Source organism: Salmonella sp. SG203 (genome assembly GCF_013350575.1).
GTDB classification, from domain to species: domain Bacteria; phylum Pseudomonadota; class Gammaproteobacteria; order Enterobacterales; family Enterobacteriaceae; genus Salmonella; species Salmonella enterica.
Window position 1 is genome coordinate 20,756 of the sequence record NZ_SNMT01000029.1, and the last position, 19,492, is coordinate 40,247.

The window sequence follows — 19,492 nt, forward strand, 5'->3', positions numbered from 1 at the left end:
ATTAATGATTACAGCTCAGCAAGAAATGCATATAGGGAACGGTATTAACGATCGGATGATTAAAACTATGGAAATATTTCCCGTCTTCGCCATAGCAGGTACCGTGATCGGAACAGATAATAACGAACGTTTCGCCGCCGGTTTGGCGGAAAATGTTCAGTAATCCGTCGATGCGGGCGTCGATATAGCGTAGCGCGGCGGCATGGGTCTCAACGGTATCGCCAGGGGCCGCGCCCTCAACGTAAAAATGGTTAGGGTAATGAATCGTGTCGATATTGATATACATCATGACCGGTTGGCTGCCAGCACGTTCGGCCATGATTTTCTGGATATAATGGATCTGGTTATCCATACTCTCTTTAACCGTACAGGCAAAGCGTGGATGCCAGTAACTCTCTTTAAACATCGACGGGAACACTTTTCCCATGCCGGAGCGGTTATTAAAGAAAGAGACGCCGCCAATACAGATGGTCTGGTAGCCTTTATTTTCCAGACTTTTTATCCATGTTGCGTCATCAAAGGCAAATGCATTTTTCGGCCCTTTACGACCAAGTCCGATATCTTTTGGGAAAAACAGCATGGTCTGATTAACGGTATCATCAATAGGTTTTGGCATAAAACCTGAAAACATGGCGTGATGCGAAGGCCAGGTAAAATTACCGGCCGCCTCGCATTTCGTCCATTGTCCATAATGATTAAGGTTGGGCGTATTTCCGGCGGTTTGTTCCTGAAGCGCAATATCGTAGCGTAACGAGTCCAGCACAATAAAAAGAATATGAGCGTTATTACTAATTAGCGTATTCATATCGAATTCGCCATCGCCTGTGTCAATCGACGCGTGTAGCGAGACGGGGACTTCATCCATTGAATTATACATTTTGCTTCCTCATGGCCCGGATTTGCGCCTGATAAATTAGATTATTCTGCTGCGCATCCTGATAAATCAAATCACCCTGGCCATTAATTTCAATAATATACGGCGTCAGGCTGGTAGTAAGTAAAACATCAATACCCGCTAAGCGAATGCCAGGAAAAAGCCGCATGGCATTTTGACAGAGCGTATCGATCTCAGTCGCTTTTGCGGCAGATAACTCCAGACTTTCGAAGCAGTAAGCCTGGTTTTGCAGATGTAAGTTAGTAATGGGCTGCGAGGAGGTTCTGACCACTCGCCAGATAATTTCGCCATCCAGGCAGACGATGCGTAAATCATAGGTTTTATGCTTTACGCTGGCTTTGGGCAGCCACTGTTCGACGAGGTTTTCCTGCTGAAGAACGCCATCAATAATGAGCTGGATATCTTCTTTCTGACGATACTGTTGGATTTTTTTGCTGTTAAATAGCTGTTGTCCTGATATGGCAATCGCGCTGTAAAGCACCTGCTTTATGCCATCAGGGTGGCGGCGCAAAGCGATAACGCCCGCCGCGCCAGAACCCAGCGAGGGCTTGATGAACACGCTGGCGACCTTTTTTTCCTGCATGATGGCGGTGAGCTGTGCAAAGCTTTTTACGTCTTCCGCTACCAACGGCGGCGTGGGGATGCCGTGTTCCAGTAAGCGCCGCTTGCAGCGTTTTTTATCCAGCAGGTGAATGAGGCCCGCCGGATGGTTAAGCCAGGTGACGCCAGGACGCGCCGCCATGTTCTGCAAAAAATGGATATAGTCCAGACCGATCGCGTTTATTTTGCGGATGTCAGTTTCACTGTGTACTGGCGGGTCGATTTTAACGATGCCAGAGGTCAGCGAAGCGTCCAGCGCGTGCGGATGAGTCAGCGCCGTGACGGGTTCCCCAAGTACGGCGGCAGCCTGCATAAAATAATGCGTGCGCTTGCTCTGACGGGGGCCAATGAGCGTAATCACAATAAATCCCTTTATCGGTGTGTAGGGGAATGTGCACATTCCCCTACACAATCACTCGGTGTACATCGCATTCATATAAATATCGCCATCGTAATCATCAGGCTCCAGCGCTTCTGAAAGATTCAGCGGTATCGGCAGCGCGGCTTTTAGCTTTTCCTGCATCTCCGGCGTCAAATAGTGGTGGTGGAGATCGAGTGTTTCCAGATGCGCAATTCGGTCTTTATGCTCCAGCAGCGCCTCTGCGCCGTTGTCCGTTAAGGTACCGCATGAGAGTTCCAGCACGTTAAGCTGCGGCAGGATATTACTTTCCAGCACCCGGCGGGCGATATCATCCTGCTCTTCGCTGTTCATCAACCCCAGATGGGTGAGCTGAGGGAAAAGATCTTTCGATGCCAGCGCCATCACGTCATCCAGCGAACCGTCAAAACCATATTCCTCTACGCCCAGGAAGAGCTTCAGCATTTTTAATGCAGGGAGCTGCGCATTTTGTAGTTCGGCAAGTACGTTAGAAGGGATGCCGCCGGAAATGATTTCCAGGTGCTCCAGTTTCTCATGATGTATAGCGCCCAGTCGCAGATCCGACGCGCCTTTAATAATCAGTTCCTTCAGATTGGGTAACGCCGCATAGAGCCTGGAATAGTCACCTTGTTTAATCCAGGAGATCTCGCAGTCTTCGCTCTCCATATCACCGATAAACAGTGATTCCAGGTGAGAAAAACGGGGGGCGTTCTCCACAATCATATCAATAATAGGCTGGCAGGTTTCGTCTTCCCAACAATCACCCCAGTTACCAATGGTCAGTGAGCGAAGCTTTGGCAGATCTTCATCGGTTAAAATCAAATTAATGAGCTGTTCCTGGGTTAATTCATTGTCCCAATCAATATTAAATCGCTTATTCATTTGTTTCCCTTCTCTATAAGCATGAATATGGTAAAACGCTTTGCGAATATTATCATGGCGCTTAGAGGCGGGATATCGGGAGTCTGATTCAGGATGAATGAGCGGGCAGAACAACTACCCGCTGTGATGCAGATTCGGAAAATAGAGGCGATAATATCAGAAGAAATACTTCGCCCCGATACGAATCTGGTTTTGCTCTCTATGGTAGGGGCCCACGTTACGATCTAACCAGCGTAATTCAAAATAGGGCAACCAGTGTTCATTGATACGATAACGGAAGGTATTAGTGATTTCCCAATGATGCTTCGTACCATTACTACTATTAAAATCATTAACGTTATAAAAATAGTGTGGTTCAAAGGTATAAGAAAATTTATCGGTAATGATAAAATTCCAATAGTTACCGATTTCATAGCTGTCATTATTATCCAGTTCGCCATTCAAATCGGTTGAACTATAATTATTGTGATTATATCGGTTACGTACCGTAAGATTAAACCACGGGGTAAATTTATAGTTAACATCCAGATAGACGGCGCCGCCGGAACCAATGCTTTTGTCGTTTATTAACCCGCCAGGCTGGATGGTTAATTTATCTGTAGGTTTAAATAACGGATACCAGCCCTCAATCTCATTATAACCGTGCTTTAATTCATCATCACGCTGTAGCGTATAGGTATTGGTCAACATAATTCCGGCCCCCATATCGGAGTTATAGCCGACGCGCAGCATAAACTCCATTTGGTCAGACGCCAGGTTATAGGCCTCACGGTTTTCTACATAAGCGCCAGCAAAAACAGAGGTGGATATTACAGAAGTTAATATCACTAGAGTATTCAGAGATTTCATAATAAATCCATTTTTCAAATATAGGGAAGCCGCCATCCATCGGGATGGATAAAGCGGCAAGCGTCGTTTAATTATTTACAGTAGAAATACTTTGTTTATTATTAGTCGCGACAATTTGATTACCTGTTTTCTTTCGTTGGGCAATTTCCTCGATAATAAAAGCGAAACGTTGTTCATTGAGCTTATAAAAAAAGCCCATCGTTAGTGCTGCGATAATGGCAAGACCGCAAGGCCATAAAAAAATGAGCTGACGCAAACCAAGCAACGTGGTGTCACTTTGAGCTATGTTGGGGATATAACCGATTTGCGTCAGCATAATACCTGGCAAAAAGCCAGCAAGCGCAGCGGAAATTTTTCGGGAAAAGGTATAACCCGTATACACCGAGCCTTCAGCGCGAATACCCGTTTTCCATTCACCATAGTCAACCGTATCCGGAACCAGCGCCCAGTTCAGGCTGTTGACGAAAGCGGTACCGAAGAAGGCGATACAAGAGAAAATAACAAACAGGAATGACGTTCCACCCCAGATAAAATTCAGGATATCGCCAACGGCCCACAATATCAGACCACCAAGATAAACCTGTTTTTTCCCGAAGCGTTTTACCGCAGCAGGTACTAATAAAACACCAATCAGGATACAGCCCATGCTGAAAAAACCCATCCATGACAACAAATGAATATCGTTCAGCACGTACTGAGTGTAATAAACCTGAATGGCCAGCTTGATATTAAAGGCGGCCAGCGTGCACAAATTGGCAACGCAGAGCACCAGCAGCGGCGGATTACGAAAAATCGCGCAGAAGGACTTCAATATGCTGGGTTTATGCGTGTCAGGTACGGTTTCGATATACCGTTCTTTCACCCCGCTAAAGCACCACCACATGCTGAACAGCCCGCAGACCGAAAAGATGACTGCTGCAATCAGATAACCCAGCGAAGGGGAACGGGTAAACAGCGCCTGAATGGGCATAAAACCTACGGTACAAAGAAGAAGGCCAATGGTAGCGCCGCCTTGTCGCCATGCGGCGAGCTGGGCGCGCTCATGCGGATTTTTGGTAATAGCGGGTACCATCGCGCCGTATGAGCAGTTCATCAGGCTGTAGAACAGACCGAACAACATAAACAGCACCGTCGCGAAGGCTGTTTTAACGGGTAAAGTAAAGTGAGTGGCAAAGAATTGCGCAGTAGCAACCAGAGCCACCGGAAATGACGCATACAGAATAAAAGGCCGAAACTTTCCTTTTGCGCCAATATTACGGCGTGAATCCAGCAATACGCCGGTGAGCATATCGGTAAAAGCAGTGAAGAATTTCGCCACCAGAAAGATAATTCCACCGTAATATGCAGGCATCCCGAGTTCATCGGTATAAAACTTCAGTAGATACAGCGTACCGATACACAGCATCAGATTTGAGCCGAAATCGCCCACGCCATAGGCGCATTTTTCCCGCAGGCTCAACTTTAGCGTTAGCGGATCATGATTAGACATAATCGCCTCTCAAAACGCCCCGCAGGGCGTTATATTTTATTGTTGTTAAACCGTATGTTTCCGGGCCTCAATCTCTTCCACAATTCGCACGTACATCTTCTCGTTGAGGTTGTAGAAACAGCCCATCGCAATAATGGTGATGACCGCCAGCACGCAAGGATAAATAAAGATCAACTGGCGTAGGCCTTCGACGGTGCCTGCCGATTGCACCACATTCGGGATATAACCGATTTGTGTCAGCATCCAGCCGGGGAAGAACCCTGCCAGCGCCTGGGAGACCTTACGGAAGAACGTGAAGCCGGTGTAAACCGTCCCTTCCGAGCGGACGCCGGTGCGCCATTCACCGTACTCCACCGTGTCGGAAACCAGCGCCCAGTTCAGGCTGTTGACGAAGGCGGAACCGAAGAACGCCAGGCAGGAGAAGGCGACAAAACTGACCGAGCCGCCGCCAAAGAAGTAGTTGAGCAGATCGCCTGCCACCCATATTAACAGCCCGCCGATATAGACTTTCTTCTTGCCAAAACGCCTGACTGCGCCGGGCATCAAAAAGACGCCGATAAAAATACAGCCCATGCTAAAGAAGCCCATCCAGGAGAGGAGGATCGGGTCGTTAAGAACGTACTGTGTGTAATAAACCTGAATCGCCAGTTTGACGTTGAAGGCGCCGAGAGTACAAAGGTTGGCGATACACAGAATAAACAGCGGACGGTTACCGGCGATGGCGCGGAACGACTGCAATAATCCGGGCTTTTGCGCGTTATCGACAGGTTTCACTTCGACGTAGCGCTCTTTAACGCCGGCGTAGCACAGCCACATAAATAGCAGGCCAAACAATGAAAATAGCGTGGCGGCGAAAATATAGCTGAGTTGGGCATTGCCTTCGATCAGGTTCATGACCGGCACAAAGCCAACGGTACACAGCAGCAGGCCGAGAGTGGCGCCACCCTGACGCCAGGCGGCAAGCGAGGCGCGTTCATCCGGGTTCTTGGTAATCGCGGGTACCATCGCGCCATACGAGCAGTTCATCATGCTGAAAACCAGCCCGTACAGCATAAACAGCATCGTTGCGACGACGGTTTTTCCCGTCACCTCAAACGGTGTGCCGACAAAGTTAGCAATCGCCAGTAGCGTTACCGGAAATGCCGCGTAAAGCACGAACGGGCGGAATTTGCCCTTCGGACCAATTTTACGCCGCGAGTCGAGCATAATGCCGGTACCCATATCGGTAAATGCGGTAAAAAATTTGGCGATCAGGAAAATGATCCCGCCGTAAGTCCCTGGTAAACCCAGCACATCGGTATAAAATTTGAGTAAATAGAGGGTTCCGATATCTAACAGGATATTAGAACCTAAATCCCCCAATCCATAGGCAAGTTTTTCTTTAAACGGCAAGCGTAGGGTTGCCGGATTCGATGATGTTTGACTCATTATTCTTCTCCATCTGCCCGCAGTTTTCCCTGCGGGCGAGCCGTATTAGATATTCCGTAAAGAAGCAAAAAGTGAAGCCCACTCGCTCTTCGCGCGATAGAAGACCGGCGGCTTGCCAATCGGCGCATTCACGGTAATTTCACCGCCGTGGTGAGCTTCGCCGGTCCAGATATTCACCCAGTGATCTTCCGGCAGGTACAGCGTCCAGTCGCAACGCCCCTGCTCGTGAACCGGCGCGACCAGCAGATCCTGACCGAGCAGATATTGATATTTCAGGGTGTAGGTTGTGGCATCGTTCTCGTAGTGCAGGAATAGCGGACGCATGACCGGCAGACCGGTAGCCGCGTTTTGCGCCACCGCCTGCTTGAGATACGGTTTCAGCGTGGTAAAGACGGTGGTCATGCGGGCAAAGTGGGCAATAGTTTCCGCGTCGCCGTCGAACTGCCAGTTATCGCCGGGGCGGTTGCCTTCATGGGTGCGCATCATCGGCGTAAAGGCGCTGAAATCGCACCAGCGCAGCAGCAACTCTTTGCTGCGTTTCATGTCAAACAGGGTGGTGTAGCCGCCGATATCGCTGTGATGCAGACCATGGCCGGTCATTGCCAGCGACAATGCCGCAGGCACGACAGAGGCCAGACCATCATCAAGGCTCCAGTCAACGTTCTGGTCACCTGCCCACATCATGGTGGAATATTTCTGACTGCCGGTGTAACCCGCACGCATAAAGAACAGGATCTCGCCGAGCTTGCCGGTCTCCTGTAGCGCTTCGTAGTTACACTTCGCCCACAGTGCGGGCCAGGCGTTATGCATGATCTCGGCGCTGACGCCGTTGTGCAGATACGTGTCGGTCGGCAGATATTCGCCGAAATCCGCCATCCAGCCGCTGCAGCCGAGCGCGATCATGTTCTTTTTGATGACGTCTTTGAACCAGTCGTAAGCTTCAGGATTGGTCAGATCGACCACGCCGCCATAGAATTCGCCAAACTCGACCAGATAGTCGCCGCCCGTGGCGTCTTTCGCCAGATAGCCGTGTTTCGCCGCCTCAGCGCAGAGGTCTTTATCACTGGCGACGTATGGGTTGATATAAGAGAGGAACTGGACGCCTTCTTCTTTCCACTGTTTGATACGGCTATCCAGCTGTGGATAGTTGTCGCTATTCCACTTCCAGTTCCACATCACGCGCTTGCCAAAGGAGGTCATGCGGATACCGGACCAGTCCTGCGCCCAAATACCGTTCACTTTTACGCCTGCGTTGCGCATGGTATCCAGTTTTTGCTGGCAAACTTCCGTACCGCCCTGAATGCCTAGCGTGACGCCGTCATAAACCCAGTCCGGCAGCTCCGGCTGGCGGCCTAACAGCGCAGTCAGCTTTTCCAGCAGGGCGATGTAGGTGTCGGCACACTCAAAACGCAGCGTAGTTTTATCTTCCCACAGCGCCAGCTCGTGATACTCCGGCGCGCTGAAGTCGAAATTCATATAGCAGCTATTATCGACGTGGCAGTAATACTTCTGCGTGCTGACAAAGGTCGGTTGCGGGAAGAAGGTCCAGTAATAGTCGCCGCCGGCGTTCTCTTTACAGTCTGCCTGCCAGGTGACATAGCTGGTTTTATTACGGCCAACGCCCTGTTCGCTGGTCCACAGCGGGAACGGCTTGCCGCGCAAATCGAAATAAGAGAACTGTTCGCCGCAGCCGTAGATATGGTCGTCTGGATTAGCCGCAAGGCGTAACCAGATACGGTTATGGTGCAGGTCGTCGTTTTGCAGATCCAGCTTCAGGCGTCCCGCCTCATCGGCGGAGATGCGAAGGGTGGCGCTAATTGTTGCGCCACGGCTGAATTGTACCAGCCAGCCGTCGGGTAGCTCGCTGACCGTGGCCTCCGTTAATGCAATCTTCTCGTTAAGTTTGTCTTTGATGCTGAAGTTGCCGCGGAACATATCAATGTCGGCAACGCCCGCGCCAATCCACAGACAGGGATTTTCGGCGCTGTGACGTAAAATCAGGCGCTGCTGCCAGCTAAGCGCAAAACCATCCTGTGATGTTGTCAGTTCAAAATCGGTTGACCGTTGTGGTAGAGAATTCATTGTAATCTCCGTGAATGTAGGGTAATTCGGTAATCCATTTGGGCTAGTCACAGCCGATGGAAAAATGCAGTTGATGGATCGCTTTTGGGGCAAGATGAATCAGCGCGATCCCGGAATTAAATGCATCGGGCGGGCAGCTCATAGGCTCTACCGCGAGACCTTTTCGGCTGAGTTTTTCGCCGGTATAGATCTGTAGCCAGGGCTGGGTGCTGCGTAAAAATGTGGACATGTTCTGCGTTGGGCTGGTAAGTCTGACCTCCCACTCAGCCGGGGTAGTCGCGGTCTTAACCGCATGATCAAGGCGCGTTTCGCCGAGCAGGCATGATGCGGAAAAATCTCTGCCTGCGGGCAATTCTTCGCTTGCCGGCAGTGTTAATACACAGCTATCGATGCTTTGCAGGTTACAAGTCAAATAAGGATGTGCGCCCGCGCCATAAGGGGCTGATTCATCGCCAATGTTTTGCGTACGAATCAATACGTGCAGCCCACTGGCGGCATCTAACCGATAAATCACTTCCGATATCAACGCAAAGGGATAGCCGTAAGAGGGCGGCAGAAAAATCGTTAGCGACGCTTCCGTCGCCGACTGATAATTAATCTGCCAGTCTCGCCAGGCTAACAGACCGTGAATGGCGGTCTGCGAAACCGGGTCGTTAACGGCAAGCTGGAAAACTTTGCCGTTATAGGAGTAGCAGCCATTTGTCACGCGATTTGGCCAGGGAATCAATACCTTCCCCAGATGCGCCATGGGTATTTCTTCCGGTTTATGCGGGATGACCACATGGCGTCCATGATGGGTCAGTTCCGCCAGACCTGCGCCAACCGTGACGATTTTCGCCTGGTAATGGCCCGCATTAAGCTGAATAGTTTTTCCACCGCTGTGCATGGCTGCCATCCTCATGACCTATTTCGCGTTGATATCCAGGAGACCCGCCGCGACCGCTGGAGCCAGGCCCGGCGCCAGTGGCAGACGAGGAATGACCAGACAGTGCAGCAGATGGTAAATATCTTGCTTGCCGTCCCACACTTTGGTGGTCACTTTGTTATCGGCGTCCAGCTCTTGCCACCAGGAACCATTTTCATAGTCCATCAGGTACTTAATGCAGTAGTCCCACCATTTCTGATACCACTCTTCATACTGGCTATCGCCCGTCAGGGTGTGGAGGGCGTAGGCCGTACCCATCGCTTCCACAATCGGCCAGCGCACGCGTTCACGTACGATAGGTTTACCGTCCCAGTCGACTGAGTAGACAAAACCGTCTGCGCCATCTGGCGCCCAGGCGTCGCGGATAGTGGCATGGAACAGACCTTTCGCGTCTTCCAGCAGCCAGGCGGGTGGCGTTTCGAAGCGGGCCTCCAGCGCAGCATGGAGATGGAGCATCAGACGGCCCCACTCAATCCAGTGACCTGGCGTACCGCCGTAGGCGCGGAAACGGTGGGCAGGATTATCTTTGTTGTAGTCGCGGATAGGGTTCCACTGTGAATCGAAGTGCTCATTGACGCGGTAATCACCGTTGCGCGCCACATCATGAATAATTACCGACGCGATACGCAGCGCGCGATCCAGCCATTTTTTGTCATGGGTAACGTCATAAACAATCAGGAACGCTTCGACGGCGTGCATATTGGCGTTACCGCCACGGTAATCTTCCGTCTGGCTGAAGGCTTCGTCCCAGGACTCCAGGCACATCTGCTCTTCTTCACTCCAGAAGTATTTCTCAATCACTTCTATGGTGTAATCCAGCAATTTCCTGGCTTCAGGATGCCCGGTCGTGACGGCGCTGGCCGCGCCCAGCAAGGCGAAGAAGTGTTGATAACCCTGTTTAGAGGCATCCACCACGCCCTGATCGTTAACGCAGGCATACCAGCCGCCGTATTTTTTATCGCGCAGCGCGCCGTTCATGGCTTTGATGCCATGATCGACCAGATCATAAGCGCCCGGTCGGCCCATCGACGCCGCCACGGAATAAACGTGCAACATACGCGCCGTGATCCAAAGATGGGTGCCCATCTCTTCTTTAATTTGCCCTTTATTTCCCAGCCAGCCGAAGCCTGTCGGCACCACGGCGTTTTTACCGAAATTAAAGATGCGGTCGGTTTCCTGCTCCAGCCAGCGGTTGTGGCTCAACGTGTTAAACCATTTCATTCTTTCATCCTCGTATTAACGACGTTTCGCCATCATTTCATCGACGATCTCGCCCAGACGTTGCAATTTAGGCGCGGAAACATCACGTAGCATCAGCTCGGTATCCGGTAGACCAATCACTGATGACCAGACCGCGCGTCCCGCCAGGAACCCGGATGCGCCAGCTTCCATGGCGACCCTGACTGCGCGAGGGAACAGTTTTTCGTCCACACCGGAAGAGAGGATGACCCACGGCATATTGATATGCCCATTCAGGCGTTGTGAGGCGGTAAGAAGATCGGAACGCGCGCCTTTGCCGTAGAGCGGCATTTCAACTTTGTAAAGATCGGCGCCGCTGTCGCCCAGCTCTTTGGCCGCATCGATAATCGCCTGCTCGCGATCGAACTTGTCGCCGCAGCGCGGCGGACGTACAACCGGTTCGATAATGCTCAGCAAACCATTGGAGTGACATAATTCATTGAATTCTTTGACCATATCCAGACGCTGCTGCGCGTCTTCGTCGCTGCGCCACAGCACCAACAGTTTTAAGGCTTTCGCGCCATCCCGTTTTACCGCCTGCGCATTAATTTTTTTATCAATGACCACGTTATCAACGGGAATACCGTTGCCCGGGATGAAATCATCCGCCGCGACGATCATGGCGCAGCTTTTAGCGACCGCGTTTTGTTCTACGGCCTGGCGATAACAGAACTGCTGATCCAGCAGAACGGCAGAGGCATACGGGGAAAGAATTTTCGCCGCATTCACTTTGAAATCCGTCAGCACGCTATCGGCAACGGGTGTTTTCGCACCAGCAGCAGCAAACATTAAACGCATCGCCTCGCGCTGATCGACAGCCAGCATGGCAAACCCGCCGGACGCTCGCGTAATGTCTTTGATGGTGTAGTTGTTCATTCAATTTTCCTTTATACAGTCGTTACTTTTTTACGTTGGCGGTCAGCCCGGCGCTGATGCGCACCTGTTCCAGGATGGCGCTCCAGTCTTCCCGACCGCGGCCTGCGGCCCGCGCCAGGTTATAAACTTCACGGGAGGCGGCGCCGAGCGGCATCGGGACGTGCAGTTGATTGGCGACATCCAACGCGATGCCAAGATCTTTGTGCGCCAGATCGATCATGAAGGCGGGAGACAGATCCCCTTTCATCACTTTATTCGGCCAGGTGGTGGTGAAATGCCCTTTGCCTGCGGCAGTGCCGCTCATCACTTTTAAAGCCACGTCGAAGGAAAGCCCCAGCGCTTCACACAGCACGGCGGCTTCGGCGGAGAGCGCATTTAGCGCAATACTCATGTAGTTGTTGATCAGTTTTACGCGAATACCCATTCCCGGGCCGCCGGTGTTGACCAGCTCATTACCCATCGCCATCAGAACAGGGGTCGCGCGCTCTACTTGCTCCGCCGTACCGCCTGCCAGCAGCAACAATGTGCCGGTAATCGCGTTGTCGGATGTCCGGCCTACCGGCACATCCATCATGCTGAACCCTTTGCTCTGCATGTCGGCAATCAGCTTATCGGTTTGCAACGGATGAATAGTGGACATATCAATGACCAGCGCTTCACGGGAAAGAGTTTCACAAACGCCTTGCTCGCCAAACAAAACGGAACGAACCAGATCGCCGTTCGGGAGCATGGTGATAACAAATTCAGCGCCGATGGTTGCCTGAGCCGGGCTGCTTGCAGGTTGCGCGCCTTTGTCTACCAGACGCTGTACGGCGTCGGGATTAACATCGAAGACGCTGAGTTGATGGCCCTGCTTTAGCAGATTGCTCGCCATAGGGGAGCCCATCTGTCCCAACCCGATAAATGCTATAACTGCCATATCGTTCTCCTGAACACGGTGGTGTCATTTTTTGTCATTAATGAGCCTTTTTCTGTCTGTTTGTGATCGTATTTGTAATTTATAGTCAAAAAATTGACAGCCGTCACTTTTTAAACATTTCGTGAAATTAAAATGATCACATCGAAAATGCTTGAGGAATGACCATGGTTCGTATTGCTTGTGTAGGTATTACCGTGATGGATCGCATCTATTACGTGGAAGGATTACCGACAGAAGGGGGTAAATATGTGGCGAAGCGCTATACGGAAGTGGGCGGCGGGCCTGCGGCGACCGCTGCCGTGGCTGCGGCGAAATTGGGCGCGCAGGTGGACTTTATTGGCCGTGTGGGCGATGACGACACCGGAAACAGCCTGCTGGCGGAACTGGAATCCCTGGGGGTAAATACCCGCTATACCCGCCGCTACACGCAGGCCATGTCCTCGCAGTCAGCGATTATGGTGGATGCCAAAGGAGAGCGGATTATCGTTAATTATCCCAGCCCGGATTTATTACCTGACGCCGACTGGCTTAACGACATCGATTTTTCGCAGTGGGATGTGGTGTTGGCGGATGTGCGCTGGCATGACGGCGCAAAACAGGCGTTTACGCTGGCGCGTCAGGCTGGCGTCATGACTGTTCTTGATGGCGATATTACGCCGCAGGATATTAGCGAGCTGGTGGCGTTAAGCGACCACGCCGCCTTCTCCGAGCCAGGGCTGGCACGCCTGACGGGGATGAGCGAAGCCATTGATGCGCTAAAAAAAGCACAAATGCTCACAAATGGACATGTCTATGTCACGCGAGGCAGCGAAGGCTGCAACTGGTTGGAAAAAGCGGCGGTACGCCACCAACCGGGTTTTACCGTGGAGGTGGTGGATACTACTGGCGCGGGCGATGTTTTTCATGGCGCACTGGCATTTGGCCTGGCAAGCGGATACGCCATCGAAGAGGCTGTCAGATTCGCCAGCGGCGTTGCCGCGCTGAAGTGTACGCGCCCGGGTGGCCGGGCGGGTATCCCTGATTGTGAGCAAACCCGATCTTTCTTGTCACTTTTTGTATAATATGAGCAGTAGGAAGCTTTTAGAGGAATGCTCATGAGTCTTACCGAACTGACCGGTAATCCGCGACACGATCGGCTGTTAATGCTAATTGATGAGCGCGGCTATATGAATATCGATGAGTTAGCCAGTTTGTTGGAGGTCTCTACCCAGACGGTTCGCCGCGATATTCGTAAATTAAGCGAGCAGGGGCTGATTACGCGTCATCACGGCGGCGCTGGCAGAGCGTCCAGTGTGGTCAATACCGCCTTTGAGCAGCGAGAGGTCTCCTGGACGAAAGAGAAAAAAGCCATTGCGGAAGCCGTGGCTGACTATATTCCGGATGGCTCCACGATATTTATCACGATTGGAACGACGGTTGAGCAGGTGGCGCGCGCGCTGCTCAACCATAATCATCTGCGCATTATCACCAATAGCCTGCGCGTCGCGCACATTCTTTATAATAACCCTCGTTTTGAAGTGATGGTGCCTGGCGGCACGCTGCGCCCGCATAATAGCGGCATTATCGGGCCATCCGCGGCGGCGTTTGTGGCGGGGTTCCGGGCTGACTATCTCGTCACCAGCGTAGGCGCGATAGAGAGCGATGGCGCGTTACTGGAGTTTGATGTCAACGAAGCCAGCGTAGTGAAAACCATGATGGCCCACTCGCGACATATTCTGCTGGCCGCCGATCATACGAAATACCATGCTTCTGCGGCGGTTGAGATCGGCAATGTGTCACAGATTACCGCTCTGTTTACGGACGAGTATCCCGGTCCGGCATTACAGAATTTACTTCAATCCCAGCAAATCGAAGTGGTTCAGGTGAGTCCTTCGCTGGACGACGCCGTTTCAGCGTGACAAGCGCCCTTGCGCCGGATGGTCGCGTCAGCGCTTTATCCAGCCAATAAAACGGCGCTGTGATGCAGGCGATATTGAACATCGTCTGCGTTTCTATTGTCTTTTTGTTAATTGATTTATAAAGGGATACATAGTCAAACTTCTCCTTTCCCGCTACAGTTATTCATCCCCGGTTAGCAAGGAGAATGACATGCTCTACATCTTTGATTTAGGTAATGTGATTGTCGACATCGACTTTAACCGCGTATTAGGTGTGTGGAGCGATCTGAGTCGAGTACCGCTGGCTTCGCTGAAGCAAAAATTTACGATGGGCGAGACTTTTCACCAACATGAACGCGGTGAGATAACGGACGAAGCGTTTGCTGAAGCTTTCTGTCATGAAATGGCGTTATCGCTCAGTTATGAACAATTTGCGCACGGCTGGCAGGCGGTATTTGTCGGATTACGGCCCGAAGTGATTGCTATCATGCATAAACTGCGCGAGCAGGGGCATCGCGTGGTGGTGCTATCCAATACTAACCGACTGCATACCCACTTCTGGCCGGAGGAATACCCGGAGGTGCGCGCTGCCGCCGACCATATCTATTTATCGCAGGATTTGGGAATGCGTAAGCCGGAAGCGCGTATTTATCAGCACGTCCTGCAGAAAGAAGGTTTTTCCGCTGCCGATGCGGTCTTTTTCGACGACAATGCCGATAATATAGAAGGGGCCAACCAGTTGGGGATCACCAGCATTCTGGTGAAGGATAAAGCCACCATCCCTGACTATTTCGCGAAGCTGTTATGCTAAAAACCGTTCACCAAAAAGCTGGACGCCATACGCGCCCTGTTCGGGCCTGGCTCAAGCTATTATGGCAGCGTATCGATGAGGATAATATGACGACTCTGGCGGGAAATCTCGCTTATGTCTCATTACTCTCCTTAGTACCGCTTATTGCCGTCGTTTTTGCCCTTTTCGCTGCTTTTCCGATGTTTTCTGATGTCAGCATTCAGTTACGCCATTTTATTTTTGCTAACTTTATGCCAGCCACCGGAGACGTGATTCAGCGCTATATTGAGCAGTTTGTCGCTAACTCCAACAAAATGACGGCGGTGGGCGCCTGTGGACTGATTGTGACGGCATTGCTGTTGATGTACGCCATTGATAGCGCCTTAAACACTATCTGGCGCAGCAAACGCACACGGCCAAAAGTGTACTCTTTTGCGGTGTACTGGATGATCCTCACGCTCGGCCCGCTTCTCGCTGGCGCCAGCCTGGCGATCAGCTCCTACCTGCTTTCTTTACGCTGGGCCAGCGATCTGAATACGGTCATCGACAATGTATTGCGCATCCTTCCGCTGCTGCTCTCGTGGATCTCATTCTGGTTACTTTACAGTATTGTCCCAACAACTCGCGTACCGAACCGTGACGCCCTTGTCGGCGCGTTTGTCGCAGCGTTGCTGTTCGAGGCCGGAAAGAAAGGTTTCGCGCTTTATATCACCATGTTCCCGTCATATCAGCTCATTTATGGCGTACTGGCAGTGATCCCTATCCTGTTTGTCTGGGTATACTGGACCTGGTGTATAGTCTTGCTTGGCGCAGAAATAACTGTCACTCTCGGGGAATACCGAAAACTCAAACAAGCCGCAGAACAAGAAGAAGCTGACCAACCATGATTGCATTAATTCAACGCGTAACCCGTGCCAGCGTCACCGTGGAGGACGAGGTGACGGGTAAAATCGGCCCAGGACTTTTGGTGTTATTGGGTGTCGAAAAAGAAGATGACGAACAAAAAGCGAATCGTCTGTGCGAGCGCGTGCTGGGATACCGTATCTTCAGCGATGCTGACGGCAAGATGAATCTGAATGTACAACAGGCTGGCGGCAGCGTGCTGGTGGTGTCGCAGTTTACGCTGGCGGCAGATACCGAGCGTGGTATGCGACCAAGCTTTTCCGGCGGGGCTGCGCCGGATCGCGCGCAGGCGCTTTATGAATATTTTGTCGAGCGCTGCCGCCAGCAGGCGATAAACACGCAAACCGGACGCTTCGCTGCCGATATGCAGGTTGAGCTGGTTAATGACGGCCCCGTGACATTCTGGCTCCAGGTATGAGTCAGCTTCCGGCGTGGCCGCGGATAACAAGAGAGAGTACGGCTATGTATCACCTTCGAGTTCCGCAAACAGAAGAAGAATTAGAACGTTACTACCAGTTTCGCTGGGAGATGCTGCGTAAACCGCTGCACCAGCCGAAAGGGTCGGAGCGGGATGGCTGGGATGCGTTGGCGCACCATCAAATGGTGGTGGACGAAGAAGGAAATTTAGTTGCAGTGGGCCGCCTGTATATCAATGCAGATAACGAGGCGTCTATCCGTTTTATGGCTGTACATCCCTCGGTACAGGATAAAGGGCTGGGGACATTAATGGCGATGACCCTGGAGTCTGTCGCCCGCCAGGAAGGCGTTAAGCGCGTCACCTGCAGCGCGCGCGAAGATGCGGTTGAGTTCTTTGCCAAACTCGGGTTTGTCAATCAGGGGGAGATTACTACGCCCACAACCACGCCAATCCGCCATTTTCTGATGATTAAACCGGTAGCATCGCTGGATGATATCCTGCATCGCGGCGACTGGTGCGGGCAGCTTCAGCAGGCCTGGTATGAGCACATTCCATTGAGTGAAAAGATGGGGGTGCGCATTCAGCAGTACACCGGGCAAAAATTTATCACCACGATGCCGGAAACCGGTAATCAAAATCCGCATCACACGGTGTTTGCCGGCAGCCTGTTCTCCCTGGCGACGTTGACCGGATGGGGACTTATCTGGCTGATGCTCCGTGAACGCCACCTGGGCGGGACGATTATTCTTGCTGACGCCCATATTCGCTACAGTAAACCCATTAGCGGAAAGCCAAACGCCGTGGCTGATTTGGGGTCGCTAAGCGGTGATTTGGACAGGCTGGCGCGGGGTAAAAAAGCGCGTGTCCAGTTGCAGGTTGAACTGTTGGGCGGCGAGACCGCTGGGGCAATTTTCGAAGGCATTTATATCGTACTACCTGCGAAACCGTTCGGCCCGTATGAAGAGGGCGGGAATGAGGAGGAGTAGCTGGACATCTCCAACTACTCGATGAAGGCATCTGCTGGTAGTTTGAAGCGTTGTGTAAGCGCTTTAATATGATTAACCGTTAGTGCTCTGCGGCCATTTAAGATGTTGCTGACGTTCGATTTAGAACCAAGTTCGTTGGCAAGATCTGCTGCTTTGAGACCGTATTGATCCATGAGCGTTCGCAATACTGAAACGCCAGGGGGCGTTTTCTCCAGGTGTTGGTTGAGTGCTTTGAATTCCGGCGCATGTTTTTCGTATTCACTGATTCGGGCACAGAGCAATTCAAATAGTGGGTTTTCAAGATCGTCGTGGTCGACCAGAAACTCCACTAGCGCTAGTGCCCTGCGATACTCATTGTCATTTCGGTCTTCCCCCATCAGTGGGACGCTTTTTACCGCATCGCTGAAGGTATCAACGATCTTTTTTGCGCTGGTTGCATCCATCTGACGATGAGTTCTCATTCTTTATTACCCCGATCATATGCGGTCAGTTTGTCATATTCGGCATGGGAAACGATATGTTTCACAAATATCTTATGTAACCTGAAATCTATGTAGGAAATGAGTCTCAGGCTGTTACCAGAAACATCAATCACCCACCATTTATCTCTGTACTTAAAATTATCCAGTGAAGGAATATACCGCTTCATCTCTTCAGGCTGAGTGAATGTTTTTTTCTCCAGAACATTCAGCAACTCAGTGAGAGCAAGCTCATGGTTTGGATACATGAGCATCGCTTCATTGAACGGTTTTCGGCTGATAACATGCACAATGTCGTTCCATTACAAAGTTTTCAACCTGAAAATAATTTAGCGCAACGTTATCCAGTTTTCAAGTTGAAAACAAAATTGAATTTTAGGTCATTTTGCCTGTTGATGGGCTTACAACACGCCAGGCCACATCTCGCATGGCGCTTCGTGCCGCCTGGCTCACGCCTCCGAGCTGGAAAAAGCCATGGATGACACCGAGATAGCGCTGGCAAGTACATTCCACACCCTGTTCCTGGAACCGTTGATACAGGGCCTCGCCCTCATCGCGCAGTGGGTCGAATTCGGCAGTAATGATGTGCGTGGATGGCAGTCCGGCGAAGTCCTCACGCCAGAGCGGACTGGCTTCAGGATGCAGTGGATCGGTTCGCGGCATATACATCTCGTAGCCTGAAAGCAGCGTGTCACGCGTGATAATGTAATCCAGCCCATTACAGGTGTAGCTCGCAAACCTGGCGGTTGCGTCCAGCATGGGGTAGATCAGAATCAGCTGTGCAGGTTGCCATTGACGGGCGGCTTTCAGGCGTAGCGCGGTGACCAGCGCCAGATGCCCACCCGCGCTGTCACCGGCAAGCGTAATGTTCTCGCGATCTATCCCCAGTTTCTGGGCATATTTCCAGATAGTATTGGCTCCGGTTTCGGCATCGTTATGTGCGGCCGGGAAGGTGTGCTCTGGTGCAAGTCGGTACTGTGCCGCAATCACGCGACAACGGCTGTAAAAAGCTAACTGCCTTAACTGGTTATCGTGAGTGGCAAAACCGCCGCTGACAAAGCAGCCACCATGATAATAAATGATGCAGGGTAATTTCCCTGTGGCATTGAGCGGCGAAACCACGCGAAACGTCATGGCATCGAGTTCAATATCTTCAACCTGGACGCGGGTTTCTGTTTCTCCTGCCAGCGTCGTGCTGGCGATGTAGCCCGCCCTCCGGTCATCAATATTCTGTTCGCGAGAAGAGGGGCGTCCCGCCGCGATAAATTCCTCCACTAACTGCGCAATCCCGCTTTCCAGTGCCATTTTTCATTGCCTTTATCTGTATGGATATACAGTTTTATAACTCGATTTGGTACGAATGAAAATGGGAAAATTGGGCTGCGTACGATTCTGGAAAGCGGCTCGCAAAAATAAAAATCGTTCGCGTAATAACTATTTTCTCGTCAGTCTCAGGTGTATGTTGTTTGAAAAATA

20 protein-coding genes are annotated in these 19,492 nt (G+C 51.5%); 6 read left to right on the plus strand and 14 right to left on the minus strand.

What is annotated here, in order from left to right; all coding sequences use genetic code 11:
• Position 1: 1 nt before the first annotated feature.
• From HV477_RS24565 to yihU, 11 genes are all read right to left on the minus strand, one after another.
• Entirely contained in the window at positions 2-877 is an 876-nt protein-coding gene (locus HV477_RS24565) for an STM4013/SEN3800 family hydrolase (RefSeq protein ID WP_001728059.1), read from the minus strand.
• On the minus strand, positions 870-1,895 hold the full coding sequence (locus HV477_RS24570) for an STM4014 family protein (RefSeq protein ID WP_077909665.1): 1,026 nt from the start codon (positions 1,893-1,895) through the stop codon (positions 870-872). Before HV477_RS24570 ends, HV477_RS24565 begins: the two co-directional genes overlap by 8 nt.
• Before the next feature lie 12 nt (positions 1,896-1,907).
• Complete coding sequence (locus tag HV477_RS24575) at positions 1,908-2,756, minus strand: STM4015 family protein (RefSeq protein ID WP_079899340.1); 849 nt, start codon at positions 2,754-2,756, stop codon at positions 1,908-1,910.
• 156 nt (positions 2,757-2,912) lie between these two features.
• A complete protein-coding gene (gene ompL / locus HV477_RS24580) occupies positions 2,913-3,605 on the minus strand; it encodes a porin OmpL (RefSeq protein ID WP_000838828.1) in 693 nt (230 codons plus the stop codon).
• 67 nt (positions 3,606-3,672) lie between these two features.
• Positions 3,673-5,094, minus strand: a complete 1,422-nt coding sequence (locus HV477_RS24585; RefSeq protein WP_000064888.1) for an MFS transporter — start codon at positions 5,092-5,094, stop codon at positions 3,673-3,675.
• A 45-nt stretch (positions 5,095-5,139) separates the two neighbouring features.
• Entirely contained in the window at positions 5,140-6,522 is a 1,383-nt protein-coding gene (locus HV477_RS24590) for an MFS transporter (RefSeq protein WP_000084250.1), read from the minus strand.
• A 45-nt stretch (positions 6,523-6,567) separates the two neighbouring features.
• On the minus strand, positions 6,568-8,604 hold the full coding sequence (locus HV477_RS24595) for an alpha-glucosidase (RefSeq protein WP_023210811.1): 2,037 nt from the start codon (positions 8,602-8,604) through the stop codon (positions 6,568-6,570).
• Positions 8,605-8,647: 43 nt separating this feature from the next.
• The gene (locus HV477_RS24600; RefSeq protein WP_001675468.1) at positions 8,648-9,505 is read right to left on the minus strand and encodes an aldose-1-epimerase; all 858 of its coding nucleotides are present in this window, start codon (positions 9,503-9,505) and stop codon (positions 8,648-8,650) included.
• Between the two features lie 3 nt (positions 9,506-9,508).
• The gene (yihS, locus tag HV477_RS24605; protein ID WP_000870945.1) at positions 9,509-10,750 is read right to left on the minus strand and encodes a sulfoquinovose isomerase; all 1,242 of its coding nucleotides are present in this window, start codon (positions 10,748-10,750) and stop codon (positions 9,509-9,511) included.
• A gap of 15 nt (positions 10,751-10,765) precedes the next feature.
• Positions 10,766-11,644 (minus strand): sulfofructosephosphate aldolase, encoded by an 879-nt coding sequence (gene yihT / locus HV477_RS24610; protein ID WP_001067413.1) that lies wholly within the window; start codon positions 11,642-11,644, stop codon positions 10,766-10,768.
• Positions 11,645-11,666: 22 nt separating this feature from the next.
• Positions 11,667-12,563, minus strand: coding sequence for a sulfolactaldehyde 3-reductase (gene yihU, locus HV477_RS24615; protein ID WP_000268248.1), 897 nt, complete (start codon positions 12,561-12,563; stop codon positions 11,667-11,669).
• A gap of 164 nt (positions 12,564-12,727) precedes the next feature.
• Between yihU and HV477_RS24620 the strand changes: the two genes are divergently transcribed.
• From HV477_RS24620 to fabY, 6 genes are all read left to right on the plus strand, one after another.
• Positions 12,728-13,624, plus strand: a complete 897-nt coding sequence (locus tag HV477_RS24620) for a sugar kinase (protein WP_001520529.1) — start codon at positions 12,728-12,730, stop codon at positions 13,622-13,624.
• Between the two features lie 33 nt (positions 13,625-13,657).
• Positions 13,658-14,461 (plus strand): DeoR/GlpR family DNA-binding transcription regulator, encoded by an 804-nt coding sequence (locus HV477_RS24625; RefSeq protein WP_079899341.1) that lies wholly within the window; start codon positions 13,658-13,660, stop codon positions 14,459-14,461.
• Positions 14,462-14,651: 190 nt separating this feature from the next.
• Positions 14,652-15,251 (plus strand): glucose-1-phosphatase, encoded by a 600-nt coding sequence (yihX, locus tag HV477_RS24630; protein ID WP_000965695.1) that lies wholly within the window; start codon positions 14,652-14,654, stop codon positions 15,249-15,251.
• Positions 15,245-16,117, plus strand: a complete 873-nt coding sequence (locus HV477_RS24635) for a virulence factor BrkB family protein (RefSeq protein ID WP_000921423.1) — start codon at positions 15,245-15,247, stop codon at positions 16,115-16,117. The genes yihX and HV477_RS24635 overlap by 7 nt, the downstream gene beginning before the upstream one ends.
• Positions 16,114-16,551 (plus strand): D-aminoacyl-tRNA deacylase, encoded by a 438-nt coding sequence (dtd, locus tag HV477_RS24640; RefSeq protein ID WP_000560974.1) that lies wholly within the window; start codon positions 16,114-16,116, stop codon positions 16,549-16,551. The genes HV477_RS24635 and dtd overlap by 4 nt, the downstream gene beginning before the upstream one ends.
• Before the next feature lie 44 nt (positions 16,552-16,595).
• The gene (gene fabY / locus HV477_RS24645) at positions 16,596-17,537 is read left to right on the plus strand and encodes a fatty acid biosynthesis protein FabY (RefSeq protein ID WP_001518251.1); all 942 of its coding nucleotides are present in this window, start codon (positions 16,596-16,598) and stop codon (positions 17,535-17,537) included.
• Positions 17,538-17,551: 14 nt separating this feature from the next.
• Here fabY and HV477_RS24650 read toward each other — a convergent pair whose 3' ends face one another.
• The 3 genes from HV477_RS24650 to HV477_RS24660 form a co-directional block, all read right to left on the minus strand.
• On the minus strand, positions 17,552-17,998 hold the full coding sequence (locus tag HV477_RS24650) for a type II toxin-antitoxin system HigA family antitoxin (RefSeq protein WP_001259009.1): 447 nt from the start codon (positions 17,996-17,998) through the stop codon (positions 17,552-17,554).
• The gene (locus HV477_RS24655) at positions 17,995-18,306 is read right to left on the minus strand and encodes a type II toxin-antitoxin system HigB family toxin (protein ID WP_017465947.1); all 312 of its coding nucleotides are present in this window, start codon (positions 18,304-18,306) and stop codon (positions 17,995-17,997) included. Before HV477_RS24655 ends, HV477_RS24650 begins: the two co-directional genes overlap by 4 nt.
• Positions 18,307-18,391: 85 nt before the next feature.
• The gene (locus HV477_RS24660) at positions 18,392-19,321 is read right to left on the minus strand and encodes an alpha/beta hydrolase (protein ID WP_001162860.1); all 930 of its coding nucleotides are present in this window, start codon (positions 19,319-19,321) and stop codon (positions 18,392-18,394) included.
• Positions 19,322-19,492: the final 171 nt, after the last annotated feature.